Origin of the sequence: Pelotalea chapellei, from assembly GCF_018531195.1 — a bacterium.
GTDB lineage: Bacteria > Desulfobacterota > Desulfuromonadia > Geobacterales > Pseudopelobacteraceae > Pelotalea > Pelotalea chapellei.
The window spans coordinates 70099-83016 of record NZ_JAHDYS010000010.1 but is presented as its reverse complement, the minus strand read 5'-3'; the positions used below and the strand labels follow the sequence as shown (position 1 = coordinate 83016).

At 51.4% G+C, this 12918-nt stretch carries 12 protein-coding genes; 11 read left to right on the top strand and 1 reads right to left on the bottom strand.

What is annotated here, in order from left to right:
• Nucleotides 1-21: 21 nt before the first annotated feature.
• A complete protein-coding gene (locus KJB30_RS11775) occupies nt 22-513 on the bottom strand; it encodes a chemotaxis protein CheW (RefSeq protein WP_214299480.1) in 492 nt (163 codons plus the stop codon).
• A 244-nt stretch (nt 514-757) separates the two neighbouring features.
• Between KJB30_RS11775 and KJB30_RS11770 the strand changes: the two genes are divergently transcribed.
• The 11 genes from KJB30_RS11770 (at nt 758) to KJB30_RS11720 (ending at nt 12846) form a co-directional block, all read left to right on the top strand.
• Nucleotides 758-2146 carry a sigma-54 interaction domain-containing protein gene (locus tag KJB30_RS11770; protein ID WP_214299478.1) on the top strand — a complete coding sequence of 463 codons (1389 nt, stop codon included), beginning with the start codon at nt 758-760 and terminating at the stop codon, nt 2144-2146.
• Nucleotides 2143-2943 (top strand): lytic transglycosylase domain-containing protein, encoded by an 801-nt coding sequence (locus KJB30_RS11765; protein WP_214299476.1) that lies wholly within the window; start codon nt 2143-2145, stop codon nt 2941-2943. Before KJB30_RS11770 ends, KJB30_RS11765 begins: the two co-directional genes overlap by 4 nt.
• A 104-nt stretch (nt 2944-3047) precedes the next feature.
• Nucleotides 3048-5390: a cobyric acid synthase gene (locus tag KJB30_RS11760; RefSeq protein WP_214299474.1), complete on the top strand. Its 2343-nt coding sequence runs from the start codon at nt 3048-3050 to the stop codon at nt 5388-5390.
• Entirely contained in the window at nt 5377-6330 is a 954-nt protein-coding gene (cbiB, locus tag KJB30_RS11755) for an adenosylcobinamide-phosphate synthase CbiB (protein ID WP_214299472.1), read from the top strand. The genes KJB30_RS11760 and cbiB overlap by 14 nt, the downstream gene beginning before the upstream one ends.
• A gap of 57 nt (nt 6331-6387) precedes the next feature.
• On the top strand, nt 6388-7476 hold the full coding sequence (gene cobD, locus KJB30_RS11750; protein ID WP_214299463.1) for a threonine-phosphate decarboxylase CobD: 1089 nt from the start codon (nt 6388-6390) through the stop codon (nt 7474-7476).
• 530 nt (nt 7477-8006) lie between these two features.
• On the top strand, nt 8007-9389 hold the full coding sequence (gene resB / locus KJB30_RS11745) for a cytochrome c biogenesis protein ResB (RefSeq protein WP_214299457.1): 1383 nt from the start codon (nt 8007-8009) through the stop codon (nt 9387-9389).
• Nucleotides 9386-10240 carry a c-type cytochrome biogenesis protein CcsB gene (gene ccsB, locus KJB30_RS11740; RefSeq protein WP_214299455.1) on the top strand — a complete coding sequence of 285 codons (855 nt, stop codon included), beginning with the start codon at nt 9386-9388 and terminating at the stop codon, nt 10238-10240. Before resB ends, ccsB begins: the two co-directional genes overlap by 4 nt.
• Before the next feature lie 228 nt (nt 10241-10468).
• Nucleotides 10469-11344 (top strand): zinc metalloprotease HtpX, encoded by an 876-nt coding sequence (htpX, locus tag KJB30_RS11735; protein ID WP_214299453.1) that lies wholly within the window; start codon nt 10469-10471, stop codon nt 11342-11344.
• Between the two features lie 35 nt (nt 11345-11379).
• Nucleotides 11380-11601: a ribbon-helix-helix protein, CopG family gene (locus tag KJB30_RS11730; RefSeq protein ID WP_214299451.1), complete on the top strand. Its 222-nt coding sequence runs from the start codon at nt 11380-11382 to the stop codon at nt 11599-11601.
• Between the two features lie 47 nt (nt 11602-11648).
• Nucleotides 11649-12401, top strand: coding sequence for a TerC family protein (locus KJB30_RS11725; protein WP_214299449.1), 753 nt, complete (start codon nt 11649-11651; stop codon nt 12399-12401).
• A 28-nt stretch (nt 12402-12429) separates the two neighbouring features.
• Nucleotides 12430-12846, top strand: coding sequence for a hypothetical protein (locus tag KJB30_RS11720; protein WP_214299447.1), 417 nt, complete (start codon nt 12430-12432; stop codon nt 12844-12846).
• Nucleotides 12847-12918: the final 72 nt, after the last annotated feature.

Here is a 12918-nt window from a genome sequence, read left to right as displayed (position 1 = left end):
AGAGTCTGGCGCTACAAGTAGTTACAGTGAACCAAATATCTTTTTTTCATCACTTGAAAACATATTTTCCAGATCGAGAAGCACTAACAACCTTTCGGCCTGATTGATAACACCGGCAATACATTCCTGATCTATTCCAGTTGCCACCACAGCAGGTGAAGGCTGGATTTCGCTGCCGGAGATTCGGATCACCTCTGAAACAGCATCCACGATAAATCCCATGAGTTCGCCATCAACATCCATCACCATAATGCGCGTCTGCTTATCGTTTTCCACTTCCATTAAACCAAATTTCTTACGCATGGAAATAATGGGGATAACCTTGCCGCGCAAATTTATGACACCATCAACATAATGTGAAGTATTTGGCACACGAGTAACTGTGGGCATGCGAATAATTTCGCGAACTTTAAGTACATCCACCCCATACTCTTCCTGATCCAGATTAAAACTAACAAGCTGAATAAGTTCGCCGTGGGAATCGTCTGTTTTAACAACCAGTGCATTGCTCATGGATTTTCCTCCTCTAAAATTTATCGCAATATTAAATTTTCTTATTACTAACGGTGCTTTAGGCCGACGTAAACCTATCATGTAATTCTCACATTAATCAAGCGCGATAAGTTTATCAGGCATTTTTATTCATGATGAAAGGCTGAACCGAAAAAACGAAAAGTCATTTTCTTGACTTCAAAAATAAATGACGGTATGTTGACAGCCTCATCAACATCATTTCTATATAATCAATCGGAACCCCATGAACGAAGGCTCAATTTTTATTATTGATAATGACAGTAAAAGCGTAAATTTAATCTCAGCTTTTTTGACATATCAAGGATATGACGTCATCCCTCATCGGCAAGACGACTCGGTTTTCGAGACAATCCGGGAGAGACAGATAAACATTGTGATTGCAGAAGTCTCCTACCTCGCAACCATTGCACCTGATTTCAGGCAGGAAGCAAAAAAAATCAATCCTCAGCTTGTTCTGATCAATTACGGCTTGCAAGCTGACCTGCCTCATCATCTAGCGGGCGATCATAATTTTTCACTCTCAAAACCGCTCAATCTGGACGAACTGGAATGCCTGGTGATGCGAGCCCGTGAAGGTCAAACTCTAAAAAAATCCTCAGTAACACCGGCCCAGACACCACATGCCTTTCGTTCCGGCATTATCGGCACCAGCCAGCCGATGCTCGATCTTTTTGAAATGATAGAAAAAGTGGCTCTGTCTAATGCTACGGTACTGATTCAAGGCGAGTCAGGAACCGGCAAAGAACTTGCAGCTCGTGCCATACACCTGTTGAGCAGCAGAAACAGCAAGGTAATCGTGCCTGTCAACTGTGCGGCCATACCGGATGAGCTTATGGAAAGCGAATTATTCGGCCATGTCAAAGGGTCCTTCACTGGTGCCTTTGCCAATCGCGCCGGAAGGTTTGAAATGGCTGACAAGGGAACTCTTTTCCTTGATGAAATTGGCGACATGAAGGCCAACATGCAGGTTAAATTATTGCGCGTACTGCAAAATAGAGAATTCGAGCCGGTGGGATCTACGCGCTCACAAAAAGTGGATGTTCGCATTATTGCAGCCACTAATAAAAATCTTGAAGAAATGGTTGCCACCAAAGATTTTCGTGAAGACCTATACTACCGGCTGTCAGTCATTCCTATTACCATACCGCCATTACGCGAACGCCGGGAAGACATCCCACTACTGATAGAAAACTTTTTCAACATTTTCAACCGGGACAGAAATCATGCAGTCAAGGGTTTTTCCCGAGAAACTATCGAATGCTTGTGCAATTACAGCTGGCCAGGGAATGTCAGAGAACTGGAAAATCTTGTCGAGCGATTGGTAATACTTAAAACCAGTGGAGTGATTACTCCGGATGATCTGCCGGAAAAATATCTTTCTGAAAAAAGACCGACACCTGTCTCGCTGCCAACAAATGACGGGCTTCCCGATGAAGGAATATGCCTTAATTCTGCGGTTGAGCTTTTTGAGAACCGCCTCATTGGGCAGGCACTCACCAGAACCAAAGGCAATAAAAAAGAAGCTGCAGCATTATTGAACCTGAAACGAACCACCCTGATTGAAAAGCTAAAGAAAAAAAATCTGGTGTTCGAGGATAATTTCTCATTATGACCAATGCTATCGGCCAAAATTTATCTTTGCTTGCCTCACTCCTCAAGGGACCAGTGGAAACCGTCCCTTCCTCCGACGAGAAATCAAGTGATCAGAATTTTGCCGTCAAGCTGGAAAGCGTGCTGGCAAACAACAGTTCCGATGCTTTGACAGCACAGACCAAAGCAGCATCGCTGGCAGAGGCATTGAACCTGCAGATGCTTCGAACCACCTTGACATTGGCAGGTGATGATCCTGCTACCTCCTCTCAGCCGATTTTTCCCAGCCAGTCACCTTCGCTTCAGGCACTTGTCAAAGCCTATAGCTCAACTCAACCAGAGCAGGAAAATTCAGCTCCAGCGACAGACCATGTCAGCCTGGAAACAGACACACTACCCCTCAAGACTGACCAGCCAACCCGGTCAGTAGCAGGAAATTCCTGGCTTGACCCGATCATCTCCAAGGCGTCCCGCCACTTCGGCGTTGATATAGGTTTAATCAAGGCAGTAATCAAGGCTGAGAGTAACTTCAATCCCACCGCAGTTTCCCATGCCGGTGCACGGGGTCTCATGCAACTCATGCCGGCAACAGCCCGCTCATTAGGGGTCAATGACTCCTTTGATCCCGAACAGAATGTCATGGCAGGCACTCGCTTCCTGAAAGACTTGCTCAAACGTTACAATGGCAATGTAGACTCTGCCCTGGCCGCCTATAATTGGGGGCCCGGCAACGTGGACAGGCGGCCCGACCATCTGCCTCGCGAAACCCGGGACTACCTTGCCCGGGTTAAACAGCTTTATTCCACCTACTCCGCCTGAAACCGCACTTGCTCCTGTCAACACAGGAGCATTCCCCCTTGCATCACCCCCGGTTCACATGCAATAATTTCGCTTTTTTTCCCATACCACACTAGAGGCAGACCATGGCATCTCTTACCATCATCGGCAACGGCCCGGGTGATATTGACCACCTTACCGCAGCTGCACGTCAGGCTATTGCTGAATCCACCACCATCATCGGTTATGACGTCTACATCGATCAGATCAGACCACTGCTCACCAACCAGAGTGTCATTTCCACAAGTATGATGCAGGAGGTGGAGCGTTGCCGTGATGCCATCCGCAAGGCCAGAAACGGTGAGAAGGTATGTCTGATATCCGGTGGAGACGCCGGAATCTACGGCATGGCAGGACTGGTGTACGAACTTTTGGAAATGGATGCTCAGAATGAAGAACCCTCCTCTCCTGCCCTTGAAGTACAGGTCATCCCGGGCATATCCGCTCTCCAGGCTGCTGCATCCGTTCTGGGCGCCCCCCTGATGCATGATTTCTCGGTTATCTCTCTTTCCGATCTGCTCACTCCATGGGATCTGATCATTACCAGACTTGAAGCCGCAGCCAAAGCCGATTTTGTCGTGGTTATCTACAATCCGCGCAGCAAGAGCCGCATCACCCAGATTGAAAAAGCCAGGACCATCATGCTTGCGGCACGTCCGCCAGAAACTCCGGTGGGAATTGTTACCAATGCCTGCCGCCCAGGTCAATCGGTCATCGTCACAACATTAGGTCAAATGTTGAAGCACGAAATCAACATGTCCACTCTGGTGATCATCGGCAATTCATCAAGCTTTGTGGACAGACAGGGACGCATGGTCACCCCGCGCGGATACGCCCGCAAATTCAAGACCTCTTCCGAACCTGCAATGGAAAGTACGAAAGGCGCACAACCACTTGCAGCTCCCGGTGCAGTAATGTTCTGCGGCACCGCCTCCGATGTGGGCAAATCTGTGATTACCGCCGGATTTTGCCGCTATCTCGTCAAACGTGGCTTCAGCGTGGCACCTTTCAAATCCCAAAACATGTCGCTCAACTCCTTTGTGACTCCCGAAGGAGGTGAGATCGGGCGCGCCCAGGCCATGCAGGCACAGGCCTGCGACATCAGCCCCCATACGGACATGAACCCGGTGCTACTCAAACCGAATTCCGATACCGGAAGCCAGGTCGTTGTCCAGGGACGTGCAGTAGGCAACATGAATGTTCGCGAATATGATCGCTACAAACCTCTGGCATTTGAAAAGGTAACCGAAAGCTTTGATCGCCTGAAGCAGGCCTATGAGTTCATCGTTATGGAAGGCGCCGGCAGCATTGCAGAGATCAATCTCAGAGAAAACGACATCGCCAACTTGAAAGTAGCCCTGATGGCACGCTGTCCGGTCATTCTGGTGGCAGACATTGACCGGGGGGGCGTATTCGCCCAGATCATCGGCACCATCGAACTGCTGGAACCCCACGAAAAAGCTCTTCTCAGGGGCATAATCATCAACAAGTTCCGCGGAGACCCATCCATTCTCTCCTCCGGCATCGAGTTCATCGAAGCCCGCACCGGCGTACCTGTCCTGGGGGTACTCCCCTGGTTGCCGGACCTGTCTCTACCTGCTGAAGATAGTGTTGTTCTCAGCAATCGCTCCAAGGTCATCAATATTCTCACAGGTCAAAAGCGCCTGCATATCGGCATTCTCAAGCTGCCACGCATTTCAAATTTCACCGATTTTGATCCTTTACAGCAGGAACATGACGTGGTGATCAGCTACGTGGAAGTGCCGGACCAGTTGACTGGACTGGATATGCTGATCATTCCGGGAAGTAAGTCAACCATTGCAGATCTCTACTTCTTGATGGAACGCGGGATCTACGACGCCATAGCCGACTTCAAGGGGCGCATTGTAGGAATCTGCGGCGGCTATCAAATGCTGGGCCGGCGGGTACTTGATCCAAATCATGTCGAGTCGTCACTTCAAGAAGCAACAGGTCTTGGACTGCTGCCGGTGGAAACGGAAATCCTGCTGGACAAGGAGACCCACCAAGCGTTGGCCTATCTGGAAGAGTACGGCCACCAGATCGCTCCTGACTGCAATGATGTTCTCAGCGGATATGAAATACATATGGGCACAACAACGTATATGGAAGAGCCACATCCCTTTTCCCGCATTTTCAAGCGCGGTAAAGATGATGTTGTGATTCATGACGGATGTGTCTCATCCGACGGCCGTATCTTCGGCACATATCTGCACGGTCTCTTCGACAACAATCACTTCCGGGAAACGTTCCTCAACTCGGCTCGCAGGGACAAAGGCATGCCGCTCAAGCTCAGAGACCATATCAAGCCCCTTCATGATCCCTTTGATGCACTGGCGGACCACATGTCGCAACATCTCGACATGAAACAGATGCTCACCATCTGCGGCCTTGGTAATGATCTCCCCTGACCCCGAAGTCATAGCCATGGCAGTGCTGCTCGACCTGGTGCTGGGTGATCCCCGCTGGCTGCCCCATCCCGTGGTGCAGATCGGAAGGCTGATCACAGTCCTGGAGTCTCTTTTGAGGCGCCTGATCGCCTGTGAGCGCTGCGCCGGAGTCCTGCTGCTGCTGCTGACTACCGGCACCGCCGCAGGAACCACCTGGCTGCTGCTGAGAAGCACCGCCCATCTCTCCTCCCTGGCCGGACTGCTGGCAGCCATCATGGTTTCCGCAACTTGCCTGGCGGCTCGCTCCCTGCACAGGGAATCGTCCCTGGTAGCCGCTGCCCTTGGAGCGGGAGACATCATTTCGGCACGACAACATCTTTCTTACATTGTCGGCCGGGACACGGAACATCTCAACGAAGATGAAATATGGCGTGCCCTGGTGGAGACTGTAGCCGAGAACACTTCTGACGGCATCATTGCTCCCCTGTTCTGGCTTTCTTCTGGCGGGCCTGTGACAGCCATGGCCTTCAAGGCGATCAGCACCCTGGACTCCATGGTAGGCTATAAAAATGAGCGTTACCTTCAATTTGGTTGGGCTTCGGCGCGTATGGATGACCTGGTTAATTTTATCCCGGCACGGCTGACGGCAATTTTGATGATCATCTCAGCACCTGCGCTCGGGCTTTCCTGGAGCAATGCCTGCAAAATTTTCCTGCGCGACCGGCTTAAACATCCCTCACCCAACAGCGCCCATCCTGAAGCTGCTGCTGCTGGCGCCCTTGGTGTCCGCCTTGGGGGTACCTCCAGCTACGGCGGCAAGGAATCCTTCAAGCAGCATATCGGCGATCCTCTAACCCCGCTGGATGGTCAGGCGTACCGCAACATGATCCGCTTGATGTATCTGACGACCCTGCTGATGGCAGGTCTGTGTATCGTTGCGCTTATGGCATGCAGGAGATAAACATGCATCGAAAGATTATAGTGGAAACAGCTGATCGGAAGCTGGAAGTGAGGTTCCATGTCATCCAACAATGAGCATGGAGGCAATATTTTTGCTGTCTCACGCCAGTTGGGACTTTCACCTGGTGAAACCATCGATTTCTCAGCCAGCATCAATCCTCTCGGTTTGTCTGCAGTTGTCAGGGAGGCAATCATCTCTGCACTGGACAGCCTGATCCACTACCCCGACACTAGCTGTGAAGAGCTAAAGCGTGCCCTGGCAGATGACCATGCTCTTCCTGCAGAACATTTCCTTGTGGCTAACGGATCCACCGAACTGATCTACAACCTTCCGGCAATGCTTGCCGGCAGGCGCGCCCTGATTGTCTCCCCTTCCTTCAGCGAATATGCCTATGCCCTTGAACAGCACAACTGGGAAATCAGTCACTTCATACTTTCACCAAAGGACTCATTCCGCCTGGACCCTGAAAAACTACGCGATGTTCTTGGCAACGGATACGATGCCTTGTACCTGTGCAATCCGGCCAATCCTTCGGGAATAGTTTTTCCGCGTCACCTTATCGAGCAGGTTTGCGACATCTGCCGGGATAGCGGAACGTTTCTGGTGCTGGATGAGGCCTTCATTGATTTTTGCCCCGGGGCAACCGCCGCGCCGACCATTGCCGCTTGCAGCAATGGTCTTGTGCTGCGTTCCATGACCAAATTTTTTGCCATACCAGGTTTGCGCCTTGGATATGCCGTAGCCAGCCCGGATGTCATTGAGAAATTGGGCAGGGTGAGCAGCCCCTGGAGCGTCAATACTCTGGCGCAAGCAGCAGGGGTTGCAGCCTTGGGTGATCATAAGTACCAATCAATGTCCCTCGAATACCTCAATTCGCAGCGATCTTGGCTGACCGAGCAGCTCTCCCGGTTCCGGCAGCTGACCGTCTACCCTTCCAGTGCCAATTTCTTGCTGGTGGAAATTTCCAGCGGCTGCACCTCCACCGAATTACAGGGTTTACTACTAAAAGAACACATTCTCATCCGCGACTGTTCCAGTTTCGTAGGATTGTCTGATCGTTTTTTCCGCATTGCGATACGAACTGCGGAAGAAAATCGTCGCCTGGTGGAGTGTTTGACAATACTAACAAACGAGAATAGCCTGTGATCCAATAAGACACGTCGGAACGGGGAGTTGACAATTCTTTACTTATTGCCTAGACTATTTCGGAACATTGGAACCCTCATGCACTGCAGATACAATCACAACCACATAATAGCCATTGCGCTGATAGTTTTTTATCTGATTCTTCCGGCAAGTAATCCTGCCCATGCAGTTTCGTATACAAACAGCCTAAAAACCTTCCAGGCCGAAACCATTTGTTTCAAACAAGCAACCGCTTTACCCTGTCCAGATCGTCCTGTTTCTGACCAACAGCATACCGACTGTTGCGAAATGAATTGTAGCTGCGCCTGCCATGCAGTTTTTTCCAGCTTTCGCTTCATATATTCACCGATCATAACGACTCTTCGATTTCCTGATCCAACCTGGTCCCTGACCCAAGTCTATCGCAGCATTTTTGTACCTCCACAGAACACCTGACTTTTACCCAGATCGCTTGCACAGCGACTACCGGCGATTAAATATGTTTCTTTACCGATCAAAATAATGTTTCCCACTCAAGGAGAAGCTATCAAGTGACAACTAAAAATCGTGATGTTCTGCAGTCCCTCTGGGATTTTTTCTGTTCACTCAAACTGACCATGTTCCTGCTGATCACCCTTGCTATCACCTCAATCATCGGAACCATCATACCCCAGGGCGCGCCTCCTCCCGAATATGTGGCCCAAATAAGTGCGACCAAGCTGCAAGTATACAAAACCTTGGGATTTTTCGACATGTACCACTCGTGGTGGTTCATTCTGCTGCTCTACCTGCTAACCGTCAACCTGGTGGCATGCTCGATCAAGCGGTTGCCCCACATCCTAAAGATTATCACCCATCCCACAACCACTTTAAGCAGCGGGCAGGAACAGTCCATTGCCAATGTGGCATCAATCAAATCGTCTGAGCAGCCAGAGGCCCTGAAAGACAGAATTTCCTCCTTTTTGAAGAGTGAATTCGCACAGCCGGTAATCACAGAGGTCGATGGTGCCTGGCATCTTTTTGCACAAAAATCTCCTTGGTGCAGGCTGGCTGTGTACATCGTTCATCTAAGCGTGATAGTGATCTTTATCGGCGCCATGATCGGTTCCCTGTTCGGCTACAAGGGCTATGTCAGTATTCCCGAAGGAGAGACCATAACCAAAATAGGCTTGCGTTCCGGCCAGGAGCTTGACCTGGGTTTTGGAATACGCTGCGAGCAGTTCAGTGTAAGCACCTATCCCAACGGCGCCCCGAAAGAATTCAAAAGTATTCTGACGGTGCTGGAAAATGGAAAACCGGTACCTGACTACACCAATGCCCGAGTCATCGTAAATGACCCGCTCCAGTACAAAGGAATCACATTCTACCAGTCCAGCTACGGTGATGCCGGCACCCACTTCTTTACCATGACTGATACGGAGGGCAAAAATTCTGTCCCTGTAACGGTCCCTGGGACGGATTCGGTGGCGCTTCCAGACGGAAGCAGCATGCATGTGACCCAGGCCACTGACGACGTCTCGGCTTTTGCCCCGGGATTATCCGGTCCGGCAGCCCAGGTCGAGGTACACTCGACTTCCGGAGCAACAGACTCTTTTGTGGTATATGCCAATCATCCCGAGCTGAACGTTTCCTATGCCAAACAGCATGGCAGCAAGCTTGTCATGCACTACAAGGGCGCACAAAAGAAGATGTATACCGGCCTTCAGGTGGCCAAGGACCCGGGAGTCTGGGTTGTATGGCTGGGCTGTTTCCTGATGGTGATCGGCGTCTATGTCGCCTTTTTCATGTCCCATCGACGTGTGTGGGTGCGTATCCAGAACGGCCATATTACTGTGGCCGGCAATAGCAGCAAAAACCAGGCAGCGTTCCAGCCAGTCTTCCAGCAACTGGTTGATAAACTTACTACTGACCTCACCAAGGAGAAAACTCGATGACCAGCTCGCTTCTGTTCAACATAACAACCTTTGCCTATCTGATTTCAATGTTGCTGTTTTTCGTATTTCTGGCAAGCCGCGCCAAAGCTCTCGGCACCGCGGCCATATCAGTCGCTTACGGTGGCCTTGTAGCTCAAACAATTGCCATAGGTCTGCGCTGGAAGGAATCCTATGATCTTGGCGTTGGACATGCACCGCTTTCCAACTTGTACGAGTCGGTGGTGTTCTTTTCCTGGACCATCGTGTTGATCTACGCACTTCTGGACATCCGCTATAAATACCGGGTAATCGGTGCTTTCGTGATGCCGTTCGCTCTGCTCGGCATGGCATGGGCACAACTTGGTTTGAATACCGGCATTGAGCCGTTGGTTCCTGCGCTTCAGAGCAACTGGCTCCTCTATCACGTCATCACCTGCTTTCTCGGCTATGCCGCTTTTGCCGTTGCCTGTGGCATCTCCATCATGTACCTGATCAGGGCCAACCATGACGAAAGCAGCCAGAAGGCGGGAGAAGCAAGCCTGATCAGCATGTTTCCTCCTACCAGGGTACTGGATGACCTTAACTACAGGGCCATCATGGTCGGCTTTCCCTTGCTCACACTGGGAATCATCACCGGAGCCGCATGGGCAAACTACGCCTGGGGCACCTACTGGAGCTGGGACCCCAAAGAAACCTGGTCCCTGATCGTCTGGTTCGTCTATGCCGCCTTTTTGCATGCCCGTTTCACCAGGGGATGGGTCGGTCGTCGTGCTGCCTGGCTCTCGATCATCGGCTTTGCAGCCACGATCTTCTGTTACCTGGGCGTCAACCTGTTCCTTTCCGGGTTGCACAGCTACGGTGGCGGGAAGTAAATAAATGCCCTTGACAACCTCTTAATGAATCATTACATTAACCTCTGTAATAAAGGGGAGTAGCTATCAGCCGGAGAAATGGCTGAACCTTCGCTCGTCAACACAGTCGCAAGACTCGGGCAAGGAACGATATTTATCGCAAGCAAGACCTTTATCCAAGCGTAATCACGCCGTGGGTAAAGGTCTTTTTTTTTACCCCGGCGACAACCAACATCGTCGGAGGTATCAATGCTCAACACGTTCAAGACAACCCTTCTGCTCACCCTGCTTACCCTGCTCATGGTAGCCATGGGCAGCGCCATCGGGGGCAAGACCGGCATGGTCTTCGCCTTTTTCATGGCCTGCGCCATGAACTTCTTCTCCTACTGGTATTCGGACAAGATCGTGCTGCGCATGTATGGCGCACAGGAAGTCAGCTCCGAAAGCTATCCCTTCTTTCATGGCATGGTCAGCCGCCTTGCCGACCGAGCCGGGCTGCCCATGCCCAAGGTTTACATCATCCCCTCGGACAGTCCCAATGCCTTTGCCACCGGCCGAAATCCGCAACATGCCGCCGTGGCAGCCACTGAAGGAATCCTGCGCATTCTTACTCCAGAGGAACTGGAGGGTGTCATGGCTCACGAACTGGCCCACGTAAAAAACCGCGATATACTGGTTTCAACCATCGCAGCCACCTTTGCCGGTGCCATCTCCATGATGGGCAACATGTTGCAATGGGGCGCCATGTTCGGCGCCGGACGGAGTGATGACGAAGAGAGCGGCGCTGGCGGCCTGATCGGATCACTGGCCATGGCAATCATCGCACCGATCGCCGCCATGCTGATCCAAATGGCTGTGTCCCGCTCCCGTGAGTATCTGGCGGACTCAACCGGCGCCGAAATCTGTGGTAATCCACGCATGCTGGCTAATGCCCTGGCCAAATTACACAACGCTTCCCAGGCAGTACCGATGCAGGAAGCCCAACCGGCTACGGCACATCTGTTCATCGTCAACCCGCTTACCGGCAGTAGCCTCATGTCGCTTTTTTCCACCCATCCCCCCATGGAAGAACGCATTGCCCGGTTGGAAACCATGTCCTACAGGAAATCATCCCCACACCAGTGAAAAACGAACTCACCTAACCCCAAAGGAGGAAAGTCATGTCAAATTCAAAGAATAATGTTATTAAAGAACCCAGAACCTTCCGGAAAAAGAAGATCAAGAAGGAACAGCTGCACAACATCATCTCTCTGCGCATCAGTGACGATGAACGAAAGCGTCTGGAAAAACTCACCAAAACCACCTCGAAAAGTATTTCCACCATCATGCGTGAAGCCATCGAACTTTGGAGCACCAAGCGCCGCGCCCTGTGCATGGACTGATGCCTGATTTTATTGAGAATACTAACTAACAGGAGGAATTTTTTAATATGGAATGGCTGATGGATCCGCAAGTCTGGCTGGCATTGACAACTCTTACCGCGCTGGAGGTCGTACTTGGCATCGACAACATCATTTTCATATCGATCCTGGCCGGCAAACTGCCGCGAGAACAACAGGAGAAAGCCCGCCTTGTTGGCCTTGGGCTGGCAATGTTCATTCGTATCGGCCTGCTCTTTTCGCTTTCCTGGCTGATGGGGCTGACGGCACCGCTTTTCTCGGTGCTCGGAAATGAAATTTCCGGACGCGACCTGATCCTCCTGAGCGGAGGCCTTTTCCTGCTGTGGAAAAGCACCATGGAAATCCATGAGAAGCTTGAGGGCGAGCAGGCGCATACTTCTGTCAAAGCCGCCACCACCTTCGGAGCGATCATCGTGCAGATCCTTCTGCTGGATATCGTCTTTTCACTCGACTCCATTATCACCGCCCTGGGAATGGCCAACAAACTTGGCGTCATGGTCGCAGCCGTAGTAATTGCGGTCGGATTCATGATGTTTTTCTCCGGCAAGATCAGCGCCTTTGTGGAAAGCCATCCAACCATCAAGATGCTTGCGCTCAGTTTTCTGATCCTGATCGGTGTGGCACTGATCGGCGACGGATTGGACATGCACATACCGAAAGGCTACATCTACTTTGCCATGGCCTTCTCGGTCCTGGTGGAAATGCTCAACCTGCGGCTGCGGCGCAGTCACCCGGTCAAGCTTCACAATCCCTATGAAGCCGGCAACGGCGAAAGCAACTAAACGATAATTCTACTCAATTGGAGACATCATGAATTTACTTCGCGGCTTTACCATATTTGCAGCAGTCCTCTTTTTTTCAATCACAGTCATGGAAGTTACAGCCCATGCCAGGGCCGGCGGAAGCCGTTCCTTTGGCAGTCGTGGATCACGCAGCTACTCTGCTCCGGCAAGGCCGTCCTATCAACCTTCCCAGCCTCGACAAGCCGCTCCATCAGTCGGACCATTTCAGCAGCAGGCTGGGGGCGGTTTCATGAGGAGCATGGCGGGCGGCATGATGGGTGGCATGCTCGGCAGCATGCTGTTCAGTGGCATGGCAGGCGCCGGTGCCGGTGTCGGTGGTGGAATGGGGAGCGGATTCGGCTTGTTTGAAATGCTGCTCCTGGCCGGACTTGGCTATCTGCTGTTCAGATTCATCAAAGGCAGGAAACCAAACCAGACACGCTGATTTCTGTTTACCCTGACGACGGCCACCGTCCATGGTGAATCACCATGGACGGTGCTTATTTGCAGGTCCTTA

What these genes read in the sequence shown, in the direction of transcription:
- KJB30_RS11775 (WP_214299480.1), bottom strand. Translation starts at nt 513, where the DNA reads ATGAGCAATGCACTGGTTGTTAAAACAGACGATTCCCACGGCGAACTT.
- KJB30_RS11770 (WP_214299478.1), top strand. Translation starts at nt 758, where the DNA reads ATGAACGAAGGCTCAATTTTTATTATTGATAATGACAGTAAAAGCGTA.
- KJB30_RS11765 (WP_214299476.1), top strand. Translation starts at nt 2,143, where the DNA reads ATGACCAATGCTATCGGCCAAAATTTATCTTTGCTTGCCTCACTCCTC.
- KJB30_RS11760 (WP_214299474.1), top strand. Translation starts at nt 3,048, where the DNA reads ATGGCATCTCTTACCATCATCGGCAACGGCCCGGGTGATATTGACCAC.
- cbiB (WP_214299472.1), top strand. Translation starts at nt 5,377, where the DNA reads ATGATCTCCCCTGACCCCGAAGTCATAGCCATGGCAGTGCTGCTCGAC.
- cobD (WP_214299463.1), top strand. Translation starts at nt 6,388, where the DNA reads ATGTCATCCAACAATGAGCATGGAGGCAATATTTTTGCTGTCTCACGC.
- ccsB (WP_214299455.1), top strand. Translation starts at nt 9,386, where the DNA reads ATGACCAGCTCGCTTCTGTTCAACATAACAACCTTTGCCTATCTGATT.
- htpX (WP_214299453.1), top strand. Translation starts at nt 10,469, where the DNA reads ATGCTCAACACGTTCAAGACAACCCTTCTGCTCACCCTGCTTACCCTG.
- KJB30_RS11730 (WP_214299451.1), top strand. Translation starts at nt 11,380, where the DNA reads ATGTCAAATTCAAAGAATAATGTTATTAAAGAACCCAGAACCTTCCGG.
- KJB30_RS11725 (WP_214299449.1), top strand. Translation starts at nt 11,649, where the DNA reads ATGGAATGGCTGATGGATCCGCAAGTCTGGCTGGCATTGACAACTCTT.
- KJB30_RS11720 (WP_214299447.1), top strand. Translation starts at nt 12,430, where the DNA reads ATGAATTTACTTCGCGGCTTTACCATATTTGCAGCAGTCCTCTTTTTT.